The 26688-nt window shown below is 46.2% G+C and carries 26 protein-coding genes; 22 read left to right on the forward strand and 4 right to left on the reverse strand.

Translation table 11 applies throughout. The features are described 5' to 3' along the window. The first annotated feature begins 416 nt into the window (after positions 1-416). Both BUA75_RS16345 and BUA75_RS01250 read left to right on the forward strand, forming a co-directional pair. The gene (locus tag BUA75_RS16345) at positions 417-539 is read left to right on the forward strand and encodes a hypothetical protein (protein WP_278247821.1); all 123 of its coding nucleotides are present in this window, start codon (positions 417-419) and stop codon (positions 537-539) included. Positions 540-754: 215 nt separating this feature from the next. Next, positions 755-1507, forward strand: a complete 753-nt coding sequence (locus BUA75_RS01250) for a gamma-glutamyl-gamma-aminobutyrate hydrolase family protein (protein WP_072872773.1) — start codon at positions 755-757, stop codon at positions 1505-1507. Between the two features lie 132 nt (positions 1508-1639). On the opposite strand, the gene BUA75_RS01255 is transcribed toward BUA75_RS01250, so the two are convergent. Both BUA75_RS01255 and BUA75_RS01260 read right to left on the reverse strand, forming a co-directional pair. Then, positions 1640-3412, reverse strand: a complete 1773-nt coding sequence (locus tag BUA75_RS01255; protein WP_072872774.1) for a peptide ABC transporter substrate-binding protein — start codon at positions 3410-3412, stop codon at positions 1640-1642. 239 nt (positions 3413-3651) lie between these two features. Beyond that, positions 3652-5448 carry a peptide ABC transporter substrate-binding protein gene (locus BUA75_RS01260; protein ID WP_072872775.1) on the reverse strand — a complete coding sequence of 599 codons (1797 nt, stop codon included), beginning with the start codon at positions 5446-5448 and terminating at the stop codon, positions 3652-3654. Between the two features lie 263 nt (positions 5449-5711). Here BUA75_RS01260 and hisC point away from each other — a divergent pair, with 263 nt between their 5' ends. From hisC to BUA75_RS01335, 15 genes are all read left to right on the forward strand, one after another. Further along, entirely contained in the window at positions 5712-6839 is a 1128-nt protein-coding gene (gene hisC / locus BUA75_RS01265) for a histidinol-phosphate transaminase (protein WP_072872776.1), read from the forward strand. Positions 6840-6986: 147 nt separating this feature from the next. Continuing rightward, positions 6987-8027 (forward strand): pyruvate dehydrogenase (acetyl-transferring) E1 component subunit alpha, encoded by a 1041-nt coding sequence (pdhA, locus tag BUA75_RS01270; protein ID WP_423219862.1) that lies wholly within the window; start codon positions 6987-6989, stop codon positions 8025-8027. Continuing rightward, complete coding sequence (locus tag BUA75_RS01275) at positions 8024-9010, forward strand: alpha-ketoacid dehydrogenase subunit beta (RefSeq protein WP_072872777.1); 987 nt, start codon at positions 8024-8026, stop codon at positions 9008-9010. Before pdhA ends, BUA75_RS01275 begins: the two co-directional genes overlap by 4 nt. Further along, entirely contained in the window at positions 9007-10323 is a 1317-nt protein-coding gene (locus tag BUA75_RS01280; protein WP_242650223.1) for a dihydrolipoamide acetyltransferase family protein, read from the forward strand. The genes BUA75_RS01275 and BUA75_RS01280 overlap by 4 nt, the downstream gene beginning before the upstream one ends. 140 nt (positions 10324-10463) lie before the next feature. Beyond that, positions 10464-11033 carry a TetR/AcrR family transcriptional regulator gene (locus tag BUA75_RS16230; RefSeq protein ID WP_278247825.1) on the forward strand — a complete coding sequence of 190 codons (570 nt, stop codon included), beginning with the start codon at positions 10464-10466 and terminating at the stop codon, positions 11031-11033. 6 nt (positions 11034-11039) lie between these two features. Continuing rightward, the gene (paaA, locus tag BUA75_RS01290) at positions 11040-11984 is read left to right on the forward strand and encodes a 1,2-phenylacetyl-CoA epoxidase subunit PaaA (protein ID WP_072872779.1); all 945 of its coding nucleotides are present in this window, start codon (positions 11040-11042) and stop codon (positions 11982-11984) included. A gap of 84 nt (positions 11985-12068) precedes the next feature. Next, positions 12069-12434, forward strand: coding sequence for a hypothetical protein (locus tag BUA75_RS01295; RefSeq protein ID WP_072872780.1), 366 nt, complete (start codon positions 12069-12071; stop codon positions 12432-12434). Continuing rightward, positions 12431-13222, forward strand: a complete 792-nt coding sequence (gene paaC / locus BUA75_RS01300) for a 1,2-phenylacetyl-CoA epoxidase subunit PaaC (protein ID WP_072872781.1) — start codon at positions 12431-12433, stop codon at positions 13220-13222. Before BUA75_RS01295 ends, paaC begins: the two co-directional genes overlap by 4 nt. Before the next feature lie 29 nt (positions 13223-13251). Continuing rightward, the gene (paaD, locus tag BUA75_RS01305; RefSeq protein WP_072872782.1) at positions 13252-13722 is read left to right on the forward strand and encodes a 1,2-phenylacetyl-CoA epoxidase subunit PaaD; all 471 of its coding nucleotides are present in this window, start codon (positions 13252-13254) and stop codon (positions 13720-13722) included. Between the two features lie 36 nt (positions 13723-13758). Beyond that, a complete protein-coding gene (locus tag BUA75_RS01310; RefSeq protein WP_072872783.1) occupies positions 13759-15075 on the forward strand; it encodes a phenylacetate--CoA ligase family protein in 1317 nt (438 codons plus the stop codon). A gap of 87 nt (positions 15076-15162) precedes the next feature. Further along, a complete protein-coding gene (locus BUA75_RS01315) occupies positions 15163-15471 on the forward strand; it encodes an EthD family reductase (RefSeq protein ID WP_072872784.1) in 309 nt (102 codons plus the stop codon). Between the two features lie 3 nt (positions 15472-15474). Beyond that, positions 15475-16248, forward strand: coding sequence for an enoyl-CoA hydratase-related protein (locus BUA75_RS01320; protein WP_072872785.1), 774 nt, complete (start codon positions 15475-15477; stop codon positions 16246-16248). Between the two features lie 54 nt (positions 16249-16302). Then, positions 16303-17088, forward strand: coding sequence for an enoyl-CoA hydratase-related protein (locus BUA75_RS01325; protein ID WP_072872786.1), 786 nt, complete (start codon positions 16303-16305; stop codon positions 17086-17088). A 32-nt stretch (positions 17089-17120) separates the two neighbouring features. Next, entirely contained in the window at positions 17121-17531 is a 411-nt protein-coding gene (locus tag BUA75_RS01330) for a thioesterase family protein (protein ID WP_072872787.1), read from the forward strand. Positions 17532-17608: 77 nt separating this feature from the next. Then, positions 17609-19036: an NAD-dependent succinate-semialdehyde dehydrogenase gene (locus tag BUA75_RS01335; protein WP_072872907.1), complete on the forward strand. Its 1428-nt coding sequence runs from the start codon at positions 17609-17611 to the stop codon at positions 19034-19036. A 124-nt stretch (positions 19037-19160) separates the two neighbouring features. On the opposite strand, the gene acs is transcribed toward BUA75_RS01335, so the two are convergent. Beyond that, entirely contained in the window at positions 19161-21116 is a 1956-nt protein-coding gene (gene acs, locus BUA75_RS01340; RefSeq protein ID WP_072872788.1) for an acetate--CoA ligase, read from the reverse strand. A 265-nt stretch (positions 21117-21381) separates the two neighbouring features. Here acs and BUA75_RS01345 point away from each other — a divergent pair, with 265 nt between their 5' ends. Together BUA75_RS01345 and BUA75_RS01350 are read left to right on the forward strand one after the other, a co-directional pair. Next, positions 21382-21969, forward strand: a complete 588-nt coding sequence (locus tag BUA75_RS01345; RefSeq protein WP_072872789.1) for an RNA polymerase sigma factor — start codon at positions 21382-21384, stop codon at positions 21967-21969. Next, positions 21950-22723: an anti-sigma factor gene (locus BUA75_RS01350; RefSeq protein WP_072872790.1), complete on the forward strand. Its 774-nt coding sequence runs from the start codon at positions 21950-21952 to the stop codon at positions 22721-22723. The genes BUA75_RS01345 and BUA75_RS01350 overlap by 20 nt, the downstream gene beginning before the upstream one ends. 121 nt (positions 22724-22844) lie before the next feature. Here the strand turns inward: BUA75_RS01350 and BUA75_RS01355 are convergent, their stop codons facing one another. Then, positions 22845-24395, reverse strand: coding sequence for an NHL repeat-containing protein (locus tag BUA75_RS01355; RefSeq protein WP_072872791.1), 1551 nt, complete (start codon positions 24393-24395; stop codon positions 22845-22847). A 187-nt stretch (positions 24396-24582) separates the two neighbouring features. Here BUA75_RS01355 and BUA75_RS01360 point away from each other — a divergent pair, with 187 nt between their 5' ends. The 3 genes from BUA75_RS01360 to BUA75_RS01370 are packed head-to-tail and all read left to right on the forward strand — an operon-like array spanning position 24583 to position 26525. Next, on the forward strand, positions 24583-25080 hold the full coding sequence (locus BUA75_RS01360) for a hypothetical protein (protein ID WP_072872792.1): 498 nt from the start codon (positions 24583-24585) through the stop codon (positions 25078-25080). A gap of 18 nt (positions 25081-25098) precedes the next feature. Continuing rightward, positions 25099-26025, forward strand: coding sequence for a LysR family transcriptional regulator (locus tag BUA75_RS01365; RefSeq protein ID WP_072872793.1), 927 nt, complete (start codon positions 25099-25101; stop codon positions 26023-26025). After that, positions 26022-26525 carry a hypothetical protein gene (locus BUA75_RS01370; protein WP_072872794.1) on the forward strand — a complete coding sequence of 168 codons (504 nt, stop codon included), beginning with the start codon at positions 26022-26024 and terminating at the stop codon, positions 26523-26525. Before BUA75_RS01365 ends, BUA75_RS01370 begins: the two co-directional genes overlap by 4 nt. The last annotated feature ends 163 nt before the right edge of the window (positions 26526-26688 follow it).

The following is a 26688-nucleotide window of genomic DNA, read 5'->3' on the forward strand; positions in this document are numbered from 1 at the left end:
TACGTGAGATATCTAGACTGGCGGCGATAGCTCGACGACTCATTCCTCCTTCATGGTACAGACGTAAGATTTCCTTGAGCTTTGGCATGGGCAACCTCCATTCAGCCAAGACAGTGCCTCCTTTCGCGGATACAACAAAATCCGACAAAAGGGGTAAGTTCCCTGCTTGACTTGGTAGCCCACACAGACGATTTGGAGGAGCGAAGTGGGAAGGCCTTGAACGAGGATATTATCTGTCCAAGACTTTTCGGAATTGGTGTCCAAGAGTTATTGGAATAGAGGGCCGAGAGTTTTCGGAATTAACGTCCAAGACTTAACGGAATCCCTGTCCAAGAGATTCCGGAATATGCAATCTTGGCACATTTGGCGGAAAACATTGGATTCCTGCTCCTTGGGATTCGATTGTTGTTGCTATCATGAGCTTTATCATCTTCTGGATTGGCGTGAAATCTGCCGATTGGTATATGCGTCAAGAAAAAGCGAGTCACTATGAAGAGTATATGGCTTCAGTAGATGAGAATACTGGACTTCCTGGCTGACAACATCAAATAAGCTATGCATAGAAAGATAAACACGGGGAAGCCAGCCATAAAATCCTGTGTACCCGATCGGGCCGCAAATGGAGAAGAAGCGTTACAGCGCCTCTCGACATTGCGGCTCTTTTCGGTGTAGTGTGATAAGGGCAGTCATATTTATCATTTGCATTTTGATTTACAAAACAGTTGATGAATGATTTGTGAAGGAGAGACTATCAATGGCCAAGCCGTTTATTCTTTTAACAGGTATGAGGGAGACTAAGCCATCGCGCGTTCCAGGTATGCCACTTCAGGCTGCCTCAGTCACAGATGATTATGCTCGAGGTGTAGAACGAGCAGGTGGATTACCACTTTTGGTTCCTTATTTAGAAGATATGGATCATGTAAAAGAATTGGTCGAGTTGTCAGATGGACTTTTACTGACAGGCGGAGAGGATGTAGCACCTGAAGTCTATCAAGAAGAACCGAGACATGAGCTAGGTGACTTGTCCCCCGATCGCGATAGATTAGAAATGACCTTGATTCAAGCGATGCATCAAAAAGGCAAGCCTATTTTTGGAATATGTCGGGGTATGCAAATGTTAAACGCTGTACTTGGAGGAACGCTATATCAAGATTTGCGTCTTGAATGGGAAGGAAATATTCAGCACGCACAACGAGCTCCACGGAACTTTCTATCTCATCAAGTTAATTTGAAAGATGGGTCTCAAATTCGTTCAGCTCTCGGTCAGGTATCCGAATTGCGTGTCAACTCTTTTCACCATCAAGCAGTTCGAAAACTAGCCCCAGGATTTCAAGCTGTTGCGTTTGATCCGGAAGGATTGGTGGAAGCCATGGAATCAGACAATCAGGAAACGCTGATGTTTGCTGTGCAGTGGCATCCAGAAAACTTGTGGCGTGATTATCCTGTCTTTTTAGGCCTCTTCCGATTACTTGTAGATGCTGCCGCTGAGAGAAAAACCAAGTTCTAAATTTCAAACAAGATATGTCCAGTTTCTTAAAACTAAACGCTCAATATGAATGAAAACCTCCCGATTTTCTGTCATTGAGCAGAATACCGGGAGGTTTTGACGATACTGAGAAAATATTTCGGTTAGGTAGCCTTAGCTCTGATTGGAGCTATTGGAAACCCACCAGTATTGCATTTGTGGGAAAGCTGTTGCAGCGTCCAAATACTGCAGAACGTTATGGACGTTGGATGAAGTTACCACTAAAGAAGCAATATTCAAGTTCCAAAGGAACGGTAACACATGCGCTGTGTAGTCTTCATATTGGAAGAAATTCTGCATGGTCTGTTGTTCCGTAGGATATGGTTGATGAGTTTCGGAAATTAACTTGTCTTCTTGCGGATCGCTAAATCCTGTTCCAGAAGGTGCACCCGTCTTGAACAGCTGACCGCCAGTTGGATAGAAACCAGGGCCGTTATAGTCCCAACCCGTACCAAATGCCAAATCCCATCCTGTTGGGTTTTTGCTGTTTGCAGTAACGGTCAAGAAGGTGGAGAATGGCATAGGTTTCAATGTGACATCTACACCAATTTGAGCCCAGTCTTCTTTCATCAACTCAGCCTGGTCTTCAGTAGAAGTACTACCACTAGCGTAAATCATGGTAAACTTCATCTGTTGGCCATTTTTGGTCATAACACCATTAACTTCTTTCCAACCGTGTTGCTCAAGCAATTGCTTAGCTTTCGTTGGGTTGTATGGATACGGATTTTGCAAGTTAGGATCAAGGAATTTCGTCTGTGGAACAGGCGGAATTGGACCAAAGAGCGGTTGAGCGTATCCTTTGTAGATATCCTTGGCCGCACTTTCATTGTCAATGGCCATCTGCAAAGCTTGACGCACGTATAATTTGTCAAAGATAGGTGCATTTTTTGCGCCAGGATACATGTTCATTTCTGTCCAGAAAATACCAAACGGATATTCTGGCGTAATGGTGTAACCTTTAGAAGTTAAAGCGCCTTTTTCGCCCAATTGAGTCGGGTCAATATAGCCTACATTGATGTTGCCAGATTGTAAAGCGGCAAACTCGGCAGTATTAGAAGCTTCGTACTGGAAGATAATCTTATCTACCAAGCTCTTATGACCAGGATAGTTTGGGTTGGGCTTAATGACCCATTCTTGGTTTGGAGTAGCGCTGACGGGTTCAAAGGGTCCATCGACAACAGTATCAAACATTAAGTTCGTTGCGTTGCTTCCCAAGTATTTAATCTCTTGGGTCATATTGTTAGGATATTTATCCCAGGCATGCGCCGGCATAGGTGTAATTTGAATAATGCCATTATATTCAAACCATTGCTGGTTGGCCGGTTTTTTCAAAGTAAACGTGACTTCGTAAGGTCCATTCGCTACAACGCTCTTTACACCATTTGGAATATCACCCGTACCTGCACCTACAAAAGGCCAAGGACTTGGTGCGTTACTTGCACTTGCCGCTTTAATCACATTCCAAGTAAACAAAACGTCTTTGGAAGTGACAGGTTGGCCGTCAGACCATTTCCATTTAGGATTTAGATACACGTGATAAACGGTACCCTGACTATTCGCTACAATTTTTTGTGCAATTGAAGAATTCCAATTGATTGTATAGTCGTTGTTGATCCAGAGCATCGGTTTATATAATTGATCGACTAGCTGAGTGTTGTAAACACTGTCGTTTGCCGCATTGGTGATAGGCAAAAACCAGTTTAAGTTGGTTTGAGCAGGCAATGCGTACGTTATGGTTCCACCTTTTTGAGGTGTAAGGTTGGAACTCGAACCTGCACCCTGACTGCTGTTGGTTGGGGATGTTCCACAACCTGAGACAGCCAGCAGTAAACCTGTAGAAAGTGCGCCAACCGCGAGCATGGCTCGACGGCTTTTGCGAACAGCCATTAGCTTTCTCTTCACACATATCGCCCCTTTTTATGGTGTCGTAAATCATGATTCCCTTGAATAGCCGCTGTAATTCTCAAGCAGCCCGGCAAAACAGCACGCCTCCTAATTGGAGGCGTAGACTGATTTTCATGCCGTATATGAAACTATCACAAAATCACGTATATTTCATCATGATTCGCAAAATATTTTTTTGAATTTGTATGACAAATTCACCAAATAGATAGAAATGAGACACATTAATTGCTGCTGTTGCTTTGACCCGATACCCACCAATATTGCATTTGTGGGAAATCAGTTGCGCCATTGTAATATTGTTGCACATTGTGAACATTGGACGCAGAAACTACTAATGTAGCCACATTGTTATTCCAAATAATAGGCAATTGTTTGGCCGTGAACTCTTCATAAGCAAAGAAAGCTTTCATGTTTTGAGCGTCTGTACTATATGGTTGATGGGTAGCCGCGATTAAAGCATCTTCTTCTGGATTGCTGTAACCAAACCCGGATGGTGCATTGGTTGCATAAAGTTGACCGCCTGTTGGGTAGAAACCAGGTCCATTGTAGAACCAGCCTGAACCCGTGGCCATCTGCCAAGAATTCGGATCTTTAGGATTGCTTGTGACCGAAATAAGTGTGGAGAAAGGCATGGGTTTAAGGGTGACTTGAATGCCTTCTTGAGCCCAGCCCTGAACCATGAGTTCGGCTTCGTCCTGTCCTGATGTGGTACCACTCACATAAAGCATGGTGAATTTTAGCTTTTGATTACCTTTCGTCATTACACCGTTTACTTCATGCCAGCCATGTTCTTCTAAAAGTTTTTTTCCAGCCGCCGGGTTGTAGGGGTAAGGATTGTGCGTCAGGGTCGGGTCGAGGAATTGTGTTTTAGGCACGGTTGGAATTGGACCGTATGCTGGTGCCCCGTAACCATGGAAGACTGACTGATCAATAGCGTTGCGATCAATACCCATATCAATAGCCTGGCGAATGTATAGTTGATCAAAAATAGGGGCTGTTTTTGCGCCCGGGAACATATTTAATTGTGTGTTGTAGTATCCGAAACTGTATTCAGGTGTAATGGTATAGCCTTTTGAAAGAAGAGCTTGGCGCGAACCGTATTGGCTTAGGTCTAGGTATCCGACATTGACAGTACCAGATTCAAGTGCCGAAAACTCAGCGGCATTGGAAGCTTCATAAGCAAAAATCAGCTTATGAATAATACTCTTGTGCCCGTCGTATTTGGGGTTAGGAACGAGTGTCCAAGATTGGTTTGGCACAGCGTTCTTCATCATAAATGGTCCATCTACCACGGAATCAAACATAGGATTGGTGGCGTTGGCGCCCAAATACTTAATTTCTTCAGTGATATTATTGGGATATTTATTCCATGCAGATGCTGGCATTGGAATGATTTGAATTAAACCGTTGTAAATAAACCAATGCTGGTTGGCAGGCTTATCTAAAGTGAAAGTTACCTCGTACGGGCTGTTGGCAACAACACTGGCTACTCCGTTTGGAATATCGCCAGTTCCAACTCCAACATACGGCCATGGGTTAGGTGCGTTATTGGCGCTAGCTGCCTTAATCACATTCCAACTGAAGAGAACATCTTTAGAAGTGATAGGTTGGCCGTTAGACCAGTGCCATTTGGGGTTTAAGAAAACATGATATACCGTACCTTTTTTGTTGTAAGTTATCTTACTGGCAATCGATGAATTCCAGTTGATGTTATAGTTGTTGTCAATCCAAATGAGCGGTTTATACATTTGATAGATAAGCTGGAAGTTGGCCACGCTGTCCGCAGCGGCGTTAGAAATAGGGAAAAACCAATCCAGATTGGTTTGTGGAGCCACCGCAAAAGTAATCGTACCTCCGGGTGTTGGCTGACTGTTGGAAGAGCTTCCGGTTGACGAATTGGTGTTACTTGCCGTACCACAACCAGCCACGGTCATCATCAAACCAATGGCAGCTGCGCCCAATGTGTAAGTGGATTTTCTTTTGTACCAAGATGCTGTGTGTGACTTGCGTTTTGACATTTGTTGACCCCCATGGTTTCTAAAATTTTATAAGCTTAGACGCTACTTGGATGACCGTGCGTTTAGCTTTCTTGCTGTATAGGACAGCTGGCCATTCTTTCTGAAAGAATGGTGTTATTTAATCTATCATATTCTGTCTCTGAATTCATCTGGTATTCTCAATATTTTATATATTTTTATCTTTGTGAAGAGACTTGCGAAGTTTGCTTTGAAAGCGTTAACATTAAAGAAAGCAAGCAAGCGCTTGTTTCCTGATGGAGGGGATGAATTTGACAACTCAGCATCCTGTATCCATGCGGCCACAACTGCACGGTTTAGGTGTGTATGCTCCGGGAATGCCCATTGAAGAAGTGGCTAGACGTTATGGGATCTCACGTATCATCAAATTAGCCTCAAATGAAAATCCGCGGGGTTGTTCAACGCGAGCTACTGAAGCTGTGGTGCGTGAAATGCAGCGTGCCTCGCTCTATCCTGAAGCGCTTGGACCGGAATTGCGCGCAAAAATAGCAGCACGAGAGCAACTGTCGGAAGAACAGGTACTCATTGGAAACGGATCAGACGAACTGATTCGACTCCTTACTCGTGCTTATATTGAGCCTGGAGATGAGGTGGTCATGGCGGATATTACGTTCCCGCGATATCCGACCAACGTACGTATTGAAGGTGGAACAGTACGAACTGTGCCTCTCAAAAATGGTGTTCATAACTTGGCAGCAATGTTGGAGTGTATGGGCTCACGAACGAAAATGGTTTTTGTCTGCAATCCAAACAATCCTACAGGGACTGTGGTCGACCATCATCAGCTTCTGGAATTTATTCAAGCGGTTCCTGAGAACATCATGCTGGTACTCGATGAAGCGTATATCGAGTATGTGACAGAAGAAGTTCTGGAAAGCGCGCGTCTATTGCAGAATCACCCCAATCTAGTTATTCTCCGAACCTTTTCCAAAATATATGGTCTTGCTGGATTGCGTATAGGTTACGGTTTGATGCACCCGGATATTGCGGGAGCCTTGGTGCGAGTCAAAGATGCATTCAATACGAGTCGAGTCGCACAGGTAGCCGCTTTTGCCGCGTTAGACGATCAAGCTTTTGTTCAAGCATGTCGACTGGAGAACGCCCAAGAGAGGGAGCGGGTGAGTCGGATTTTGCTTGACAAAGGTTGGGATGTATATCCATCGCAAGCGAATTTTGTGATGGCCAAAGTACAGGAAGATGGTATGAAATGGTTCCAGGCGTTGCTCAGTAAAGGGATCGTAATACGAGCGGGTCAACAATTGGAAGCGGATCCTCAGACTTTACGTATCACTATCGGCACACCCGAAGAAAACGATTTTCTTCTGGAATCTATAAATTCTCTCTATCAGGATGGAACTTTCCAATTGTCTTGAAAGATGATTAGATGAAGCGTTTATCAGTTCACCTTGAGAACTTATCTTTACAATGATGAAAGGAGTGGTCCGTGAGTGTTGGCAGAAAATGAACTCTTACAACATCCTGGTTTTACGAGTGCCGCTGAATTGACCGCTTTACCCGCTTTGCGTGTGGTCCAACCAGATGGTCAAGCGAATGAGGAACTTTTATCTCGGGTTTCTGATGAAGAATTGATAGCTATGTATCAGCAGATGCTGCGCGTTCGTCTGTTCGATCGCAAGTGTATCGCTCTGCAACGCCAAGGGAAGATGGGCACTTACGCTCCTTTTGAAGGGCAGGAAGCTGCACAAGTGGCGAGCGCCGTATGCCTGGCAAATAAAGATTGGATGTTTCCTACTTACCGCGATCACGCTGCAGCCATGACTCGGGGATTGCCTATGCAGACGGTGTATCGCTACTGGATGGGACAGATGGACGGTTTTAGTGTACCGGACGAGTTGAATATTCTCCCGCCGTGCGTTCCGATTGCTACCCATTTACTGCATGGTGTGGGAGCAGCTTGGGCAGCTCGATTGCGTGACGAAGATACGGTCTCTTTCTGCTATTTCGGTGATGGTGCTACTTCAGAAGGCGATTTTCACGAGGCGCTTAATTTCGCCGGAGTCTTTCATCTGCCAGTGGTATTCTTTTGCCAGAACAACGGTTTTGCCATCAGTGTACCTTTTGCTCGTCAATCTGCGTCTCCTACAATTGCCAAGCGGGCGTCCGCGTATGGTATGGATGGCATTCGTGTGGATGGAAATGATGCAGTTGCAGTGTATCTCGCTTGTCAGACAGCTATTCACAAGGCGCGCAATGGTGGCGGACCTACTCTGATTGAGGCAGTCACGCAGCGGTTTGGCGCGCACACGACAGCAGATGATCCAACTCGCTATCGCGATCAGGCAGCTATGAACGAAGAATGGCGCCGCGAGCGCGATGCTGTGCAACGTCTGCGTTTGCTTTTGACGTCCAAGGGTCTATGGGATGACAATCGCGAAGAACAATGGATTGCCAAAGTGGGAAATGAACTGGTGAATGCTTGGGAAGAAGCGGTGGCAAAGCCGTTCTCTGAGCCCATAGAGATGTTTGACCATGTCTATAGTAAAATGCCTGCGCACTTGGAGGAACAGAAAAAGTTGTTAGCAGGAGGTGGACTGGCGTGACTCGGATGTTGAATATGGTTCAAGCTATTCGTGACGCACTGGACGTCAAATTGGCAGAAGACAACCGCGTATTAGTGCTTGGTGAAGATGTGGGTGTCAACGGCGGAGTTTTCCGGGCCACGGACGGACTGCAGGATAAATATGGTCCTGAACGGGTCATTGATACGCCGCTGGCCGAATCGGGTATCATTGGTTCTTCTATTGGGTTGGCCTTAAACGGATTTCGGCCTGTAGCAGAAATTCAGTTTTTAGCTTTCATTTTTCCAGGTTTAGAACAAGTTTTTGCTCATGCAGCCAGAATGCGTTATCGCACTCGAGGGCGCTTTACAGCTCCTCTTGTCATTCGTGCTCCTTATGGCGCTGGTATTCGCGGGCCTGAATTACATTCAGAAAGTTTAGAGAGTTTATTTGCGCATACGCCAGGTCTGCGTGTGGTTGCGCCAAGCAATCCTTATGATGCTAAAGGCATGTTGATATCCGCAATGGAAGTGGACGATCCGGTCATTTTCCTTGAGCCAACTCGGCTTTACCGAGCAGGGACACGTGATGTTCCAGAAGGCAGCTATCGTGTATCGCTTGAGAAGGCTGAACGTTTGACGGAAGGTAGAGATGTATCGCTGTTTGCTTGGGGAGCTATGGTACCTGTAGCGTTGCGAGCGGCGGAACAATTGGAGAAGGAGCAAGGATTGAGCGCAGAAGTGATTGATTTGCGTTCTTTGATGCCGCTTGACAAGGAGACCATTCTTTCTTCTGTAGAGAAAACTGGTCGTGCTGTGATTGTGCATGAAGCGCATCAAACAGCTGGACTGGGTGCAGAAATTGCTGCACTTTTGGCAGATGAGGCGGTCTGGTGTTTAAGGGCGCCGATCAAACGGGTAGCGGGTTTTGATGTACCCGTGCCTCCTTTTTCTGTGGAAGACGCGTATTTACCAACAACAGAACGCGTTTTGGCAGGACTGAAGGAAGTGGTGATGGCTGAATGAGCACTACAATGATTCAAAATGGCGAGACGACGGGTATTTATGAATTCCGACTGGCCGATATTGGTGAAGGCGTTCATACAGCTACTATTGCGCGTTGGCTGGTTGAAAAGGGGCAAAAAGTGGCTTTGGATGAACCTTTGGTACTGGTTGAAACGGACAAAGTAACAGCTGAACTGCCTTCGCCAGTAGCCGGAGAGATAGTAGAATTAGCGGCGCCAGAAGGAGCCAGTTTATCAGTGGGCGAAGTGCTCGTTAAAATTCGTACACACTCCAAGGCAGATGATAACGCTCTAAGCAAAGCTTCAACGGCAGAAACTCCCCCGCAGGCAACTGTATCTTCCATGAAAGCTGACCGAATGTTGGGGGACGTTCCTCAGGCACGAGATACAGTAAATGGCAGTCCCATGTCAGGCCAAACGGCGATGGTGCGAGCTACTCCATATGTGCGGAAATTGGCGCGCAAACTGGGAGTTGATTTGTTGACCGTTGTGCCTACCGGGAAAGAGGGACGCATTACGGAAGCAGATGTGCTTCACACGAGCCAATTGTCCGAACAAACCGGTCAGGAGAAATCTAAACTTAATTTGCAACAGCAAGCCACTTCTGTGCCCAGAGAAGATCGAATTCCATTTACGGGTATTCGTAAAAAGATTGCTGAGCATATGGTTCACTCTGTGCGTACCATTCCACATGTAACGCATTCCGATGAAATTGAGATGGATGCTATATCGGATATATGGCAAAAAGCGAAAAAAGCGGCTGCAAGTCAAGAAATCCGTTTAACATTGCTTGCTTTTATGGCAAAAGCAGTTGCTTTGGCTATTCGTGAGTACCCCTATATCAACAGTTCCATTGATGAAGAAAAAAACGAGATTGTGCTTAAGTCTTATGTCAATTTGGGCATTGCAACCGATACAGATGCGGGACTTTTGGTACCTGTGGTAAAGGGTGTAGAGAATTTGAGTGTGCTCGAGATTGCTCAGCAAATTCAGTCTCTCACAGAAAAAGCTCGTACAGGCAAGTTGGGATTAGGGGATACTGCTGGTGGCACTTTTACCATCAGTAACATGGGTGGGATTGGAAGCCAACATGCAACTCCTATTATTCGTCATCCTGAGGCGGCGATTCTTGCCTTGCACCGCATGGAACCGCGTGTAGTGGTAAGAGACGGAGAGATGGTCATTCGCAAGATGATGAATGTGTCACTCTCATTTGATCATCGACTTTTGGATGGTGCTACGGCAGTTCGGTTCACCAATCGTGTCAAGCAACTGCTGGAGGAACCGGAGCATTGGCTGCTGAACTTGAGATAAAAAAATACTTTACAGACTGGTGGCTTCAGCATACTATAAAAACAAGCAAGCGCTTGTTTGGGAAGAATTGAGGTGCGATAACATCGGCAAAGGACAGTCTACGTGAAAGCGGTACAAAGGAGAAGGCAAGAGAATCTATTCTGGCTGCTGCCCGTAAGCTCTTTAGCGAAAAAGGGTATCACGGTACGACGATTCGCGAAATAGCAGAAGAGCGGGGCATACTGTCAGGCAGTTTATACGCCCACATTGATTCAAAAGAAGATTTACTTTTTGCTATTGCAGATGAAGGTGCCAACGCTTTCATAGACGCATTGACTCCAGTGCTTGAAAAAGATGTGTCGGCTGCTGAAAAACTTCGTCTTGGCTTGGCGGCGCATATTGGTGTCATTGCTCATCGCTTGGAAGCAGCCCGCGTTTTTTTCCATGAATGGCATGCACTGGGTAAGGAACGGCGTCAAGAAATACTGGAAAAACGTCTGAGCTATGAAGCAATGTGGGATGAAATTCTTCAACAGGGTATAAGTCAAGGGGAATTTTCGGCAGATGGCGCGCGGTTTGCCCGCTTATTGATTTTGTCCGTAGCCAACTGGGTCTATCAATGGTACAGTCCCAACGGCAGTCATAGTCCAGAGCAAATTGCCCATCAGTTCTCTGCATTGATTTTGCATGGAATTGCTGCAAACCATGAAGATAAACTTGGACGGAGGTGAATCGGCATGTCGACATCGCTCGATAGAGCCCAATCAGTTGCGGATGATGCACAAAAAATAGAGCATTTTCTTGCTCGCATTGATGCGGGGGAGAAAATAGAGTCGACGGATTGGTTGCCCCTGGAATATCGGTTGCTTTTGCTGCGTCTCATTCACATGCATGGCATCAGTGAAATTATGGGGGCTTATCCGGAAAAAGAGTGGGTTCCCAAAGCCCCTACTTTAGCTCGTAAACTCTCATTGCTCGCAAAAGTTCAAGATGAAATGGGCCATGGTCAGTTGCTCTTACGTGTTGCTGAAGATTTGGCAGCGCCGATTGGAGGCACGCGGGAGTCACTGATGACTGACGTATTTACGGGCAAAGTGAAATTTCACAATGTCTTTCATATGGAAGCCCCCACTTGGGCGGATGCAGGAGTGATTGGCTGGTTGGTGGATGGTGCGGCCATCATTACACAAACGGCTCTTCTTGACGGTTCATATGCGCCGTACACGCGTGTATTGCGCCGCATCTGCGCAGAAGAAAGTTTTCATATGCAACATGGAGAGTCCATTATTCTCACATTGGCAGAAGGAACCAAGGAGCAGAGAAATATGCTCCAGGAGGCGCTCAATCGTTGGTGGCCGTCCCTGCTTTTCTTTTTTGGCCCAACTGAGGTGTCCGATCCGGTTCGCAAAATGATTCGTTACAAAATTCGTGAACGCACGAATGAAGAGTTACGTCAGAAATTTCTTTCTCGTTACGTACCGCGTATTCGTGCCATCGGGTTGACCATTCCAGATCATCAACTAGCCTATGACGAGAAGAAAGGCGAGTGGACGTACACGGCGCCCGATTGGGAATATTTTGGTCGCATGGTTCGCGAGAACAACGGTCCCAAATCAGCGGAACGAGTGGCTTTGCGCCGTCAAGCACATGAAGAACAAGCGTGGGCACGAGTGATTGGCTAAGCCGTCCCAGCTTTCCGCAGTCCGAAAGCAAGTGGCCTATTCTTACGAGATTTTTCTTAGGCCTATGAAAGCGAGTGATACAGTATGAGCCACACTTCACACAATGAGTCTGCACCCGTTACTGGCGAACAAATCTATGAAGTGTTTGTGCAATCCAATCATCAAGAGGCGCATCAACACGTAGGCAGCTTACTTGCACCAGATGACACTATGGCCATGCTCCTGGCAAGAGAAAATTTTCTGCGGCGTGACAAGGCAGTCAGTCTCTGGGTTGTACCGCGATCGGCCTTTATCGTAAAAGACTCCGGGGATGGGGCTTTTTTAAAGCGCGAATTTGACCGCAGTTATCGGGAGGTTCGCGGTTATGCTGATAATGCTGCGCGTTGGAAAGCGTTTAAAGCGAAAGCGCTGACACTTGAAGAAGTTATAGAGGATGTGCGTACACCATGAAGGATTCTACAACGGCAGAAATCGCTCTTGAACGATTGCCCAAAGAGCAGAGAGAGGCTTGGCAAACCGTTTTGTTGATACTCGCCGATGATGAATTGGCGGCTGGACATAGGGCATCAGAGTGGCTTGGTTTGGCGCCGAGTGTTGAAGAGGATATCGCCTTTGCTTCGATTGCTCAAGACGAATTGGGGCATGCGCGCTTTTATTATCAATGGCTTGCTCGACTCGAAAATACGGATGTGGATGCGTTTGTCTTTAGACGCCCTTCAGCAGACTGGCGCAATGCAGTATTTTTGGAACGAGTGCGAGGGGATTTTGCAGAAGCGATGTTGCGTGTATGGCTTTATGACGAGTGGGATGCCATCCGTTTGAAAGCGCTCGCATCATGCTCGTTTGCACCGTTGGCTGTAGGTGCAAAGAAGATGCTTTGTGAGGAAGAGTACCATCTTGAGCACGCGCGAGCCTGGATGAAGCGTCTAGCCAGTGGTGGTGAAGCGCGCGTCCGACTGACTACCGCTTTGGCTCATAGTTTCCCTGCTTTAGCCGATCTCGCTGATTTTGGATCGGCAAACTTCGTTTTACCAGAGTTACTGGGTGTGGATATTCATTCATTGCGGGATGAATGGAAAAAAGAGGTTGCTGAACGGCTGGAAGCGTTGCGGTTGGTTTGTCCAGCATGGCCCGAACCTCAATCCGGCGGTCGCATGGGGCGACATACAGAAGATATGCAAGAGTTGCTCAGTACCATGACAGAAGTTTCTCGTTGGCTTCCAGAAGTGTCCTGGTAACCAGTCCAACCGGAAAGGAGGCTTCGGATGTGGATGCAGCGCTTGGTAACAATCATTCGCAAGCTGTGTGGAAACATTTAGAAAATATTGCCGATCCGGAATTGCCAGCCGTCAGTCTGGTCGATCTTGGTATCGTCCATCGTGTGGAGACGGAAGAGAATCGCGTGAAAGTTGAATTGCTGCCTACCTTTATCGGATGTCCGGCTCTTTCTGTGATAGCAGATGTCGTCGCTAGAGAGCTTCGTTCTCTGGATGGCGTAGAATCTGTTGATGTTCAATTTGTATATGACACCCTTTGGACGTCAGAACGCTTAACTGAGCGCGGAAAGCTGGCACTGAAGCGGTATGGCATTGCCCCGCCAAGTTTAGCGCAACCCGTTTGTCCCTACTGCGATTCTGTGGAGACAGAATTGACGAGTCGATTTGGACCAGCTCCTTGCCGAATGGTGGCTTACTGTCACCATTGTCAGCAGCCGTTTGAAGTTTTTAAAACACTCTGACTGAAGACGAAATTTCTATTTGGGGAGTGGGTCACCATGTTTGAGCCGCAAGTGGAAAGCATGAGTCGGGACGAGTTAGCGGATTTGCAAAGTCGACGTCTGCGTCAGCTAGTGCAACGCGCTTATGAAAAAGTGCCCTTTTATCGTCGGAAAATGGAGAGTCGCGGTTTAGTCCCACAAGATATTCGTTCCATTGCTGATATTCGCTACTTACCCACTTTGCAAAAATCAGACATGCGCGAACAATATCCATTTGGACTTTTTTCTGCTGAACGGGAAGAAATCGCTCGTTTTCACGCTTCTTCTGGAACCAAAGGCAAACCTACGCTGGTGGGATACACGGCTCATGATTTGCAGGTTTTTGCCAATCTCTTGGCGCGTTCGCTCGTAACAGCTGGAGCGACGCCGCAGGACACCATTCATGTGGCTTATGGCTATGGGCTTTTTACAGGCGGTCTTGGTTTTCATGCTGGTGTAGAACATCTTGGGGCTACCGTTGTGCCTGCTTCGAGCGGCCAAACTGTCAGGCAAGTGACGCTGATGCAAGATTTGCGTCCACAGGGAATTTGTTGTACACCGTCGTATGCCATGACATTGGCGGATGTGATGCTTCAACACTCCATACAACCCAAGAGTCTTGGGATTCGCTATGGTATTTTTGGCGCCGAGCCTTGGTCCGAGTCTATGCGTAAGCAGATTGAGGATATCTATGGATTGACAGCTTGCGATGTGTATGGTTTGTCTGAATTGATGGGACCGGGAGTAGCCATAGAATGTTTTGAAGAGCAGAACGGTTTGCATTTGGCAGAAGACCATTTTTACGCGGAAATTTGTCATCCAGATACGGGCGATCCCGTTCCTGAGGGTGAATATGGGGAACTGGTACTGACCGCTCTGAGCAAGGAAGCGATGGCCATTATTCGCTATCGAACAGGAGACATCACTCGTTTGAAGAGTGAGCCGTGTTCGTGCGGTCGAACACACAGGCGAATGGAGAGGCTGCTTGGACGGCGCGATGATATGTTGGTTGTACGCGGAGTCAACGTCTATCCATCAGAAATTGAGCGAGTGATTCTTCAGTGCCCTGAGCTTTCCGCTCATTATCAGATCCGTCGTGTGTATCAAGGCCATTTGGAGCAACTTGAAGTTCATGTAGAGGTGGCTGATTCGAGTGCTGCCAGTGTTGAATTAGCCGCGGCTGCATCCTTCAATTCAGATGCTTTCTCTCGCCAGGTGGCAGAGAAGCTTTACAATACGCTGGGGATTAAAGTCGAAGTGAAAATCTGCCCTCCGGGTACATTGCCGCGCAGTGAGGGGAAAGCCGTACGATTGGTGGAAGAACGTCACTCATAAACCTATCTATGAATGATGATGCAGTGATAGGTTAGCAAGCTATGAATTTTGAAAACCGGGCCAAGCCCACGAAAGCGAGGAAAAACCATGGCCAAATTAATTGCCATTTATCGTCAACCTGAAGATGTAAAAGCTTTTGAGGATCACTATCAAAACATACATGCACCGCTTGCCATGAAAATGCCTGGGTTAGAAAAGATTGAGGTGACACGGATTGAAAGTGACGCAATGGGTCAACCAAGTGAATACTATCTTTTAGCCGAAATGTATTTTAAGAGTCAAGCTGAGTTGCAGTCTGCTATGCGCTCTCCAGAGGGAAAAGCGGCAGCCAAAGATCTGATGGGATTTGCCGGGAAAATTGTTCAAATGGTGATTGGCGAGACGGTCGAGGTGTAAACTATGCAATCGTTTACAAAGGTATCCTTCCCGCATGATGGCGTAGCACTGCTGTCCATCGGCACCGAAGATGGGCTGAATCCTCTTTCCATTGCGGGTATTAAAGAAATTGTGGATTGCTTAGATCGCTTGTCGGAACAGCCGGAAGTCCGGGTTGTGGTACTGACAGGCGGGGAACGTGCACTGGCTGCAGGCGCTGATATTTCAGAAATGGAAAACCTCAGTTTGATGGAAATGAAATTGAAAAATCAATTTCGCGATTGGGATCGGATGGCTTGGTTTCCTAAACCACTTTTAGCAGCCGTGCGTGGCTATGCTTTGGGTGGCGGGTTTGAGCTGGCGCTGCTCTGTGACATGATTTTTGCCGATCCTAAAGCGACGTTTGGATTTCCGGAATGCAAACTTGGCCTTATGCCTGGTGCAGGCGGAACACAACGCTTAGCCCGTAAAATCGGCGCTGGAAAAGCGCTTTCTCTGCTTTGGACAGGAGATTCTGTCAAAGCAGAAGAAGGTTTTCAACTCGGTTTTGTCGATCGTGTGGCACAAGAAGGGGAATGCCTGAACGAGACGATAGATTTTGCTAAACGTCTGGCCCAGGGGGCGCCGCTTGCGATTCGAGCCATTAAGGAAGCTGTATGGCATGGTCTCGATATCCCTTTGCTGGCGGGCATGGAAATGGAACGCAACCTGTTTTATCAACTATTTTCCAGCGAAGATAGCCGCGAAGGAATGTCAGCTTTTCGCGAGAAACGTGCGCCGCGCTTTACAGGCCGTTGACCGTTAACGTCTGTCCGTCTCGCCACGCTTCATTCAGAGAATGGGGGAAGAAGGATGGCTGAACACCAGGATGTTCTTTTTGAAATATCCCAGGGCGTGGCTACCATCACGCTAAACCGGCCTGAGAAATTGAACGCTCTGACCATGGACATGCTGCATCAACTCGCTCTTCTCATCGCTAAGTGTGCAGAACACGATGATGTCCGCGCGGTCTTACTGACAGGAGTTGGACGTGGATTCTCTGCTGGTCAAGATTTAGCTGCGGTACAGGGAAATCAGCCCGTGAATTTTGAACAAGTCGTTCGTGAGGGATACAACCCGGTAGTGCAAGGCATTGCTGCTTGTCCCAAGCCAGTCATTGCTGCTGTCAATGGCGTTGCAGCAGGTGCAGGTGCGAATCTAGCTCTCGCTTGTGACTTGTTGGTGGCTGCAGAGTCGGCTGTCTTTATTCAAGCCTTTACTGCAATTGGGTTGGTGCCGGATTCCGGAGGCACCTGGTTTTTGCCAAGAATATTTGGTCTGCATAAAGCCAAGGAACTCGCCTTTCTCGGTGAACGTCTGACTGCAGCAGAAGCTAAGCAATGGGGAATGGTAGCGCGTATCTTTACCCATGAGAATTTTGCTGCGGAATCTTTTCAATTTGCCCATCAGATAGCTACTTTACCAACAGCAGCTCTGGCCATGACCAAAGCTGCCATGCATCAGGCACTCTCTTTACCGCTTGCTGAGGCGCTTGATGCAGAGGCCAAGTGGCAGGGAAAGGCAGGTCTTACGACCGATCACGCTGAAGGAGTTGCGGCATTTCTGGAAAAACGCAAACCGCATTTTCAAGGAAAATAAAGCGCCGCACGCATGGGGAGAGGAGGAGCGAAATGAAGTCTGGACTCTACGTAGGCTATCAAGAAACGCTTGAATTTGATGTGACGGAGGACATGTGTCCTGAGTTTGGCGGTCAACGTGTCCATGCTACACTCTCCACCGTTTCTCTTGTCTATTATATGGAATGGGTGGCAAGACGAGTTATCTTACCTTTTCTGGAACCCCATGAAGAAGGAATAGGTGCGGCTGTGGAAGTTCGTCATGCGGCGCCAGCTCCGGTAGGTACGCGTGTACGGCTTCTTGCCGAAGTAACGGAATGTAGTCAGAGTAAAGTCATCTGCAAGGTTAGCGCAGAGCACAAATTGGCTCAGGTAGGATACGGTTCGGTTGTACAAGCTATTTTACCTCGCGAAAAAATTTTGGAGCGAATTGATGCAATGCGAATTTGCTCGGAATCGCATTGACTGAGGCTTTGCAAATCGACGGGTAAGGTGAATGATGAATCGGAATAAAGGAGCGATTGGCTTTGGAAATTGGCAAAATGTATATCAATGGTGAATGGGTAGCGGCTGTAGACGCTGGCACTTGGAAAGTTCATAATCCAGCAACCGGAGAATTGGTGGGTGAGGTAGCGTTTGGTGGCGGTGTTGAAGCGAATCAGGCCATTGCTGCTGCACATGCAGCGTTTCCTGCGTGGTCTGGTCTGACACCTAGAGAACGTGCCAAATATCTGCTTAAATTGCACGATTTAGTGCGTGCCAATCGGGATGATTTGGCTGAACGCATCTCGGCGGAGATGGGTAAACCGTTGCGTGAGGCTAAAGGGGAAGTACTCGGGGCTGCGGACAATTTTCTTTGGTATGCCGAAGAAGCGAAACGAGTTTATGGAGAAACCATACCAAGTTCCGTTCCAGGCAAACGTCTTTTTGTCCTGCGTCAACCAGTGGGGGTTGTCGCCGCTATCACCCCTTGGAATTTTCCTGTCAATATGGTGGCGCGGAAACTGGCTCCAGCGCTTGCTGCTGGTTGTACAGTAATCCTTAAACCTGCTGAATCTACGCCTCTTTCTGCGATTCGCTTGTTTGAGTTAATGGAAGAAGCCGGTTTTCCAGCTGGTGTGGCTAATCTTGTCATTGGCAATCCGGCAGCCATTGGAGAAGCTTTCTTGGCAAGTGAGCATGTGCGCAAGATTGCCTTTACCGGATCGACCCGTGTGGGCAAATTATTGATGGCTGGCGCAGCGCGCACTGTTAAACGGGTCAGTCTTGAACTAGGTGGGCATGCACCTGTGCTGGTCTTCGCCGATGCGAATCTCGATCAAGCGGTTCATGGGGTTTTTGAAAGCAAGTATCGCACCTCTGGACAGCAGTGCATTTGCGCCAATCGCCTGTACGTAGAAGACAGTATACATGATGCTTTTGTAGAAAAACTGAAAGAGCGAATTCTTGCCGCTAAAGTTGGAGATGGCCGCGAAAAGGGAGTAGAGATTGGTCCGCTCGTCAATGCTGCTGCGGTAGAGAAAGTGATGCAGCATGTGGACGACGCAGTGAGCAAAGGAGCCAAAGCGGTTGTTGGCGGTCACCGTTTGACCGAAGGAGCCTATAGCCAGGGACATTTTATGGCACCTACACTTTTGACGGATGTGGATGAGACCATGCTCGTCTGCCAGCAAGAGACGTTTGGACCTGTTTTGCCCGTTCTTCGCTTTCAGACAGAAGATGAAGCGATAGAGCGTGCGAATCATACCAACTACGGTTTGGCGGCTTATGTTTATACTAACAATCTCAGTCGCGCTTTGCGTGTATCGGAGAAATTGGAGTATGGCATGGTGGGAGTCAATGATGGAGAATTCACACAAACGCAGGCACCGTTTGGCGGTTTTAAAGAGAGTGGTTTGGGAAGAGAAGGCGGACATCATGCTATGGATGAATTTTTGGAAGTCAAAATGGTCTCCATTGCGCTTGATTAAACCTGTCTATTGTAACTCTGAGCATAGAGTGGCCGCTCATTTTTCATCTTGGGTTTAGATACCTGATCCAACCGGCATGCTGAGCACGATTTCGCTGGCATGCCGGTTGTTATGTTGATGAATTTTACAATGGGCGTTGCATCTGTTCGAGCAAAGTTTCAAGCACGTCGACGTCTTCTAATCCTGTAACATCGCCTTTCACATCACCGGTTTGGAGAATTTCACGCAGCATGCGGCGGATAATTTTGCCCGATCTCGTTTTTGGCATGACATCGACAAACAATATTTGGGATGGACGCGCAAAAGCACCAATGTCTTGTACAATCTTTTCTTTCAATTCATCTGCGATGTTTTCCGATACTGAATAGGCTTTGTCGAGTGTCACAAAGGCAACAGGCACCATGCCCTTGAGTGAATCAGGTTCTCCTACCACAGCTGCCTCCACCACGGCGGGATGTTGAATCAAGGCGCTCTCCATTTCCATGGTGCTGATTCGATGGCCTGACACATTAATCACGTCATCTACTCTGCCGAGTACCCAGTAGTGACCGAATGAGTCACGGATAGCGCTGTCTCCAGTGAAATAAGCGCCCGGCAATTGTGAAAAGTAAGATTGCAAGTATCTATGGCGATCGCCAAAAATATCGCGCGCCAATGTTGGAAAAATGCTGCGAATGACCAAAAAACCAGGAGTATTGTCCGGCAAGGAGCATCCATTTTGGTCAACAATGTCCAGATGGTGTCCAAAGAAAGGTACACCGCAGGATCCAGGACGCATGGCAACCGCACCCGGTAGCGAAGCAAGAGGCGTACCACCTGTCTCTGTCTGTCCCCACGTGTTGTTGATGACTGCTTGACCTTGGCCAAATACGCGCCGCAGAAAATGCCAAGCCTCCGGATTGAGAGGTTCGCCTACGGAAGCAAGCAATTGGACGTGATCAAGCTGATAGGATTTGGCAAGATCTTCACCGTGTTTCATCAGCATGCGGTAAGCAGTAGGTGCGGAAAAAAGTTTGTTGACCTGATAGCGTTCTATCATTTCGTAGAGTCGACCAGTATACGGATAATCCAGTGCGCCTTCATAAAGCAATGTCGTTGCGCCCATGGCCAAGCCGCCTACGAGTACAAAGATGTGAGATGTTAACCAGCCAATGTCAGCCGTATTCCAGTAGATATCTTGTGGTTGCAAGTCTAACTGATATTTGCTGTAAGCATACGTTCCCAACAAGAAACCGCCACCTGCGTGCACAATACCTTTCGGTTTGCCGCTTGTGCCACTGGTAAAGATTAATAATCCTGGAGCATTGGCTTCCATAGGTGTGACAGGGCAGTCAGGACTGGAACCTTTCATCAACTCTTCATAATCGAGATCTCGACCTGTGGTCATTGGCGTAGCTAAGTTTTGTATACGGCGAAAAACAATCACGTGCTCGACGCTGTCCACTCCTTGTAAGGCAAGATCGACAGTGTCCTTGAGAGGCAGAACTTTTCCACGTCGATAACTGGCATTAGAGCAGATTACCAATTTTGCCTTCGATGCGACAATTCGTTCGCGCAGTGCTTCGGCTGAAAATCCTGCAAACACTGTATTGTAGACAACGCCTATACGCAGACAGGCGAGAAGGACAACATAAGTCTCTAACAAATTTTGCATGTATACGCTTACAACATCGCCGGGTTGAAGTCCTAGAGAGCGAAGGACATTGGCGAATTTTGAAACTTGTTGCTGCAGCATAGCGTAGGTCAAACAATCTTTGTCGCCCGGTTCTCCTTCCCAAAAAAGTGCAACCTTATTTCGAAATGCAGGATTTTCGGCATGACGATCGACACAGTTGTCGCAGACATTGAGAAGACTTTCAGGAAAAAAGGAAAAATCGGGCATACTTCCGCTCCATACCGTACTCTTTCGATCCAAAAAACGCAATTCATCTGCAATGCGATTCCAAAATTGTTCGGGGTGTTCAATCGATTCTTGGTAGAGTTGCAAATATTCCTGCATGTTTTGTATGTAAGACGAATTACGATATTTGTCAGATGGATGATAATGTTCGTCAGATGCTAAAAAAACTGGTATTTCCATTCCATTCCCTCCTCTTGATTCAGATATATTCAAAAATTCGTAGAGTTAATATGAAAATCCTTGTTTGATAGGTGAGATCATTCTGAAAAAATCTTCAGCAGAAAACCAGTACAGTATTTCTAACGTATAATTCATAGAACCATTTCATGCATGTTTTCAAGAGGATACAGTGATTTCCGTCCCGGCTGATGGATGGCAGAAAAGAATGCTGAATCGTGTCGTATAATAGACGCATTGGGCTATCCATCGGGGAGTGAACGGGACTGTGGATTTGAATGAAGATGCTTTATTATTTCAGTCGCTTCAACATGGAGATAAGACTGCGTTTGAACGACTATATCATCAATATAGTTCATTGGTATATACGTTTGCTCTCAGGTGCTGTGGTAACCCCGATTTAGCCAGTGAGATAACTCAGGATGTTTTTCTCAGATTATGGAGAACCAAGGCTGTCTATCAACCAGAACTTAGTCGCTTTTCTACTTGGTTACTGACGATGACTCGCCATATCTGTTATGACAAACTGAGAAGCCCGTCACAGCAGGTTCAGAAAAAATCCGTTTCATTGGAATCGGATACGAATCGAGAGATGTTAAGGAACGGATCGACTCATGAATTAGAAAAGAGCTGGTTTCGTAAAGATATGGAAGATGCGCTGTCAGAATTGCGTCCTGAAGAACGAACCATTATTCAATTAGCTTACTTTCAAGGATATACTCTGAATGAAATCTCACAACAACTCCATTTACCGATTGGTACGGTAAAAACCAGATTGCATAAAACTTTACGGCGTTTGAGATCGTACATGCGCGGTTGGGAAGGAGGCATAGATGATGAGCGGGCAAACGTGTGAATCCATGGATTGGCTTGCTTATTTATCGAATCAATTGTCTCCTGAAGAACACATTCGAATGCAGGAGCATCTTCACTCTTGTACGGCTTGTCAAGCTGAATTGAAAGATATAGAACAACTGTTTGACCATTTATCCATCCATCTAGAGTTGATAGAACCCCCCGGTAGTCTTAAAGAGCGAGTGATGTCTTCGATTCAAGCAGAGAGTACAGAGGAGGTTGAAAACTACAAGCAAGAACGAGAAGCAAAAGGGCAACCTTTTTCACGGCTTGAATCTTTTCATCCGGGTTATCAAAGGCGTCGACCCTTTTGGATAGGGCTCGGTTATGCTGTTTTGTTCTTTCTTTGCGGAGGTTTGGGCCTGCAACTCAATCATGAACACAAACTACTTACACAGTTGCAACAGCAAATGCAAGATACTCCTGCGATGTTATCCATGCATGCAACGTCGTATGATAAGGAGGGACAAGGTGAGGTCATTCTCATACCGAAAGGGAATTCTCTGCGCGTCATTGTCGTTGTTAACCATTTAAAACCAACCGTAGGCAGTCAAGTTTACCACATCTGGTTTTGGCATCATGGTACACGAAGCAGTGCAGGTGTGATGACAGTCAATGCAGAAGGGAAAGGAACGTTTGTTCAAACGTTTCCTATTTCCTTTCATGAAATCGATGGAATTGGGATTACTTTGGAACCTAATCCAAATACAACCTATCCTGTTGGCCCTAAAGTTTTAGGAGTGTCACATGTCTAAAGATGAGACGTGTCCATGAAGCTGTTGCGTGTGAGATTAGACTCGTGAAGTCAAAATAAAGGGGCTTTCCTTCCAGTCACTTAGAATGACTGTTGGAAAAGCCCCTTAACGATTTGTCATTTTAATGACTCATTGACAAGTTTAAACTGTCATTGGACAATTGCAGGGATATTCCCGCATTCTCCAGTACGGATGTTAAGTCAGACAGACAAACGTATGTCGTAGGTTTTCCAGTATACGGATCGTTCTCAACCATTTTGCGAACAATCCCTGCATACGTACCATTCACCATCAAAGTAGCGCTTGTCAACGGATCGCCCAATGAACTGGGAATATCTTTAGACATCATCGATGACATCTGACTCGAAGTAGAAATGTTCAATGTCGATCCGTTCCAAGTAGAAGAAAAATTCATGGCATGAAGAGCTTGCTGCAAGTAATAAACAGGTACATACCATTCACTTTTCCCCATATCCATGGCTTGCGTTTGATAAACATAAGGAGTTTCAACCGTTTGCTGATTCACTTGCATCATCATTTGCATTTTACCTGTGATTTGTAGCGAAGGTTGATAGTCCAATTCGTTTACCGTGTTGCTGTTGTCGTCCGTATAATAGACTACCAAATTTCCGCTTGCATCTTTACTCGCGGCAATGCCAAATAATGCTGAGCCTGCACCAGTTTTAGGGTTCACTGGAGTTTTATCAAGCACCACTTTTGCCACAGGCTGTGCTTTACCGTTGGGCAGGATACGCAGTTGAATCAAATCGTTGTTTCCTTGATTCACCACTAACAAATCTCCATTCACAGGATCAATCGTCAGACCTGCTGGTTTATTCAAAAGTCCGTTTTGATAAACCAATTTACCCATCCCTTGATTCTTACTGGCTGTACCGTCCCATTGAAAAGCACGTATAGAATTATCGGCTGTATCTGTGACATAAAGTGTATGAGTCATAGTATCATAGGCCATTCCCTGAGGGCCTTCAATATTGTTGGCACCCCAACCGCTTTTCGCCAAACCACTGCCGAGGACGATAAAGTGAGTCGTTGTTTGAAAATCAGGTGGTGAAAATCCAAACATGGCCACCACTGTGCCATTTTGAGCACCGGTTGCAAAAAAGGCTGCTGGCACAGTACTTCCATTCGATGTTGTATAAGCAGGTGCAAAGGCCTGTCCCCATGGGCCTTTCAATACTGGGTTGGTTATCCAGCCTCCTTGACCAAAGGATGTACCATTTGGCTTTGTCACTTGTACATTTCCGTCTGTTCCATTTTGTCCAAAGTTAGCAATCCAGAGCGGGCCTTTGGGAGAAAAGGCCATAGCAGCAGGTCCATTGGCGTTTGTGACAAAAGGAACAGGTTTACCTGCTACAATCCGTTCAATCGTTGTACCGGCTCCATTGGTACCTGCTTTGTTGGAGAAGTTAGAAACAAAAATTTCTCCATAAGTTGTTGAACCTGGTCGATTATCTACGACAACTGCGTAGGGATTGTTGTCTCCATTTGTTGGGTCAACAGTGGAGGAAACCACAAAATTTTGATTGAGTTGATTGATATTTCCTACACCCATCATGGAAGAATTGGCTGCAAAGACGGTGGGTACGTTTAATACTGCTAGAGAAAATATAGAACCCCCAAGCGCAGCAGCTTTCCAATAATTTTTTTTCATTAAGAAATTCCTCACCTTTCTGTGTAATGATGTCTATCACAGTCTAATACGAGCAAATGTGGCAAGCGGTTTTTATTTTGAAAAAACTATTTAAAAATAAACCAGGTGAATTCTATTTCTTTCAGGCGTACAATCGTTGACAAAGTTATCGAACCGATTCAACTGATTGCCGATGGGGGAGAAAATGATGCAGTTTATACCGAAAGCTTTAGGGCAATCCAATGATTTGTTGACCTTCTGGGATCATTTACCGGAAATGGCGATTCTGTTGCCGCGTCCTCTACAGGTTGTATCAGAAATTCAGTGGGGAATTGGCGAATTAGACAGGCAGCCGTGTTTGATACTCTATCTGTTTGTGGGTGAAGATACGTTAGAATTGTTGCTTCCCCGCGAATTGCCGACGTCTCCACAAGAGCAGGTGGATGTGTGGGAGCTACTTATATCTTGGAGGACTGACTGCGTAAAATTACGTTATGGAGAAAGTCCACTGCATGCGGAGCAAGAAGTCACTCTTTTTTTGCCAGCCTCCGAATCGGAAGCTCTTCTTTCACAATTATATCTCTTCGTTCAAAAATCATTGACATTGTCTTCTACAAAAGAGCTCCCTCAAAGTCATCAAGACTGTCTAATAGCACTGAAAGAAAGGATTGAAGAACACAGAGAGCAAAGCAGGGAATCGGTTTAAGGTCGGGAGAGACGATTGATGCACATAGAAAGTCATGAAGTGTTTTGTGCTGTGGTTGAGCATGGGAGCTTATCCCGTGCAGCGCATTTATTGCATATGACGCAGTCTACAGCAAGTCGTCATTTACAGGTGTTAGAAGAAGAATATGGAGGCTTGTTGTTTGAGCGAAGTGCTTCTGGATTGACACTGACATCGCTCGGACATGCCTTGTATCCCTTTAGCAGAGATATGTTGAGCTGTCATATGCGCGCTAAAGAAGAAATATTTCGTCTGCGGAGTCAAGGCGGGGGATTGTGCGTAGGAGCAACCTTGTCGATTGGCGAATATGTGCTTCCTGAACTTCTTGGTGAATTAAAAAAACAGTATCCTCTTACCGAAATTCGCATGCGTATAGCCAATACAGCTGAAGTGTTGAGGCTTTTAATCCATCACAGTATTGATATTGGTATTGTCGAGGGGCAGGTAAAATCTGCTTCCGATTTTCAAATTACTGAATGGATGGAGGACGATCTCGTTCTAGTTTGTCCACCTTTTCACCCGTTTGTTCATCAATCAGAAGTTACTTTGCAAGAAGTTTTACAAGAACCTCTTTTGTGTCGTGAAGAAGGTTCCGGTACGCGGCAAATTACAGAGCAAGCTCTTGATAAAGCAGGAGTTTTAGATCGAGTATCTTTTATGATGGAACTTGGCAGTACACAGGCGATTAAATCTGCGATTACTGCTGGCCTGGGTATTGCTTTTCTGTCAAGACTAGTGATTCGTGAGGATTGTTTGAACGGTACGTTGGTAGAAATCCCGGTCAGTGAGTTTCGCATTCATCGAAAACTATACATTGTGCAAAGACAAGAACGTTATGCGCGATACATGGTTGCCCATTTTTTATCGCTCTTATTAAAAGAAAGTTCCTCTTCCAAACACCGAGACGGACGGGAGTTGAAAACATGAACTGGATTCCTATGTTATCTATGACGGAGGGAATGGTTACGCCGAATACAGGTTTTATGGAGTTTAATTTGCAAATGCCAATGGGATATCGCGAATGGCGAGGTATGTTTACTGAATTGGGTGTAGAATCCACGTTATTTAATGGATACGCTCTTCAATACAAAGATGGTGGCAAAAAAATATCAGACACAGCTGTCCAACTGCATTTTTTTGAACACGGTTTGTATATTGCTCCACCCTTTGTTACAGAAGAATACTATTTTCACATTCCTATTCGGGAGTTAAAAATAGGAAAAGTTTATTTTGATCTTCCTAAAGAACAGAATTTGCTTTCCTTAGAAGGATATAAGCCGAAAAGAGAGCAACTGCAAGCAATTGACATCTGGTCATGTCTTTCGGAGGATATGGAAGAACAAATCATTTATTCATTTTTTTATGAGGTTCATATCCAAACCGATTCGCGAATCTATCATTTTGAACGTTTTCGTCTGCAACAGTAGCTATTCAACTGATAGTACGTGTGGTTGACATGAAGACAGCTTACCGAACTACAAAACTATTTGTGAAATACTCACCCTAAAGATATTCTGATGCCCGTCAATCGGTTACGAAGTATAGGAAGACGGATGCCCAATGTCGTTCGAATTTATAGGTGTCGATCAC

This window comes from Alicyclobacillus tolerans, assembly GCF_900142255.1.
GTDB classification, from domain to species: Bacteria; Bacillota; Bacilli; order Alicyclobacillales; family Alicyclobacillaceae; genus Alicyclobacillus_I; species Alicyclobacillus_I tolerans.

Coding starts and splice junctions, on each gene's coding strand:
- hisC (WP_072872776.1), top strand. CDS start 5,712: ATGAATTTGACAACTCAGCATCCTGTATCCATGCGGCCACAACTGCAC.
- acs (WP_072872788.1), bottom strand. CDS start 21,116: ATGGAAATACCAGTTTTTTTAGCATCTGACGAACATTATCATCCATCT.
- BUA75_RS01280 (WP_242650223.1), top strand. CDS start 9,007: ATGAGCACTACAATGATTCAAAATGGCGAGACGACGGGTATTTATGAA.
- paaA (WP_072872779.1), top strand. CDS start 11,040: ATGTCGACATCGCTCGATAGAGCCCAATCAGTTGCGGATGATGCACAA.
- BUA75_RS01295 (WP_072872780.1), top strand. CDS start 12,069: ATGAGCCACACTTCACACAATGAGTCTGCACCCGTTACTGGCGAACAA.
- BUA75_RS01310 (WP_072872783.1), top strand. CDS start 13,759: ATGTTTGAGCCGCAAGTGGAAAGCATGAGTCGGGACGAGTTAGCGGAT.
- BUA75_RS01370 (WP_072872794.1), top strand. CDS start 26,022: ATGAACTGGATTCCTATGTTATCTATGACGGAGGGAATGGTTACGCCG.
- paaC (WP_072872781.1), top strand. CDS start 12,431: ATGAAGGATTCTACAACGGCAGAAATCGCTCTTGAACGATTGCCCAAA.
- BUA75_RS01330 (WP_072872787.1), top strand. CDS start 17,121: ATGAAGTCTGGACTCTACGTAGGCTATCAAGAAACGCTTGAATTTGAT.
- BUA75_RS01365 (WP_072872793.1), top strand. CDS start 25,099: ATGCACATAGAAAGTCATGAAGTGTTTTGTGCTGTGGTTGAGCATGGG.
- BUA75_RS01325 (WP_072872786.1), top strand. CDS start 16,303: ATGGCTGAACACCAGGATGTTCTTTTTGAAATATCCCAGGGCGTGGCT.
- BUA75_RS01255 (WP_072872774.1), bottom strand. CDS start 3,412: ATGGCTGTTCGCAAAAGCCGTCGAGCCATGCTCGCGGTTGGCGCACTT.
- BUA75_RS01355 (WP_072872791.1), bottom strand. CDS start 24,395: ATGAAAAAAAATTATTGGAAAGCTGCTGCGCTTGGGGGTTCTATATTT.
- BUA75_RS01350 (WP_072872790.1), top strand. CDS start 21,950: ATGAGCGGGCAAACGTGTGAATCCATGGATTGGCTTGCTTATTTATCG.
- BUA75_RS01315 (WP_072872784.1), top strand. CDS start 15,163: ATGGCCAAATTAATTGCCATTTATCGTCAACCTGAAGATGTAAAAGCT.
- BUA75_RS01260 (WP_072872775.1), bottom strand. CDS start 5,448: ATGTCAAAACGCAAGTCACACACAGCATCTTGGTACAAAAGAAAATCC.
- BUA75_RS01360 (WP_072872792.1), top strand. CDS start 24,583: ATGCAGTTTATACCGAAAGCTTTAGGGCAATCCAATGATTTGTTGACC.
- BUA75_RS16345 (WP_278247821.1), top strand. CDS start 417: ATGAGCTTTATCATCTTCTGGATTGGCGTGAAATCTGCCGATTGGTAT.
- BUA75_RS01335 (WP_072872907.1), top strand. CDS start 17,609: ATGTATATCAATGGTGAATGGGTAGCGGCTGTAGACGCTGGCACTTGG.
- BUA75_RS01320 (WP_072872785.1), top strand. CDS start 15,475: ATGCAATCGTTTACAAAGGTATCCTTCCCGCATGATGGCGTAGCACTG.
- BUA75_RS01250 (WP_072872773.1), top strand. CDS start 755: ATGGCCAAGCCGTTTATTCTTTTAACAGGTATGAGGGAGACTAAGCCA.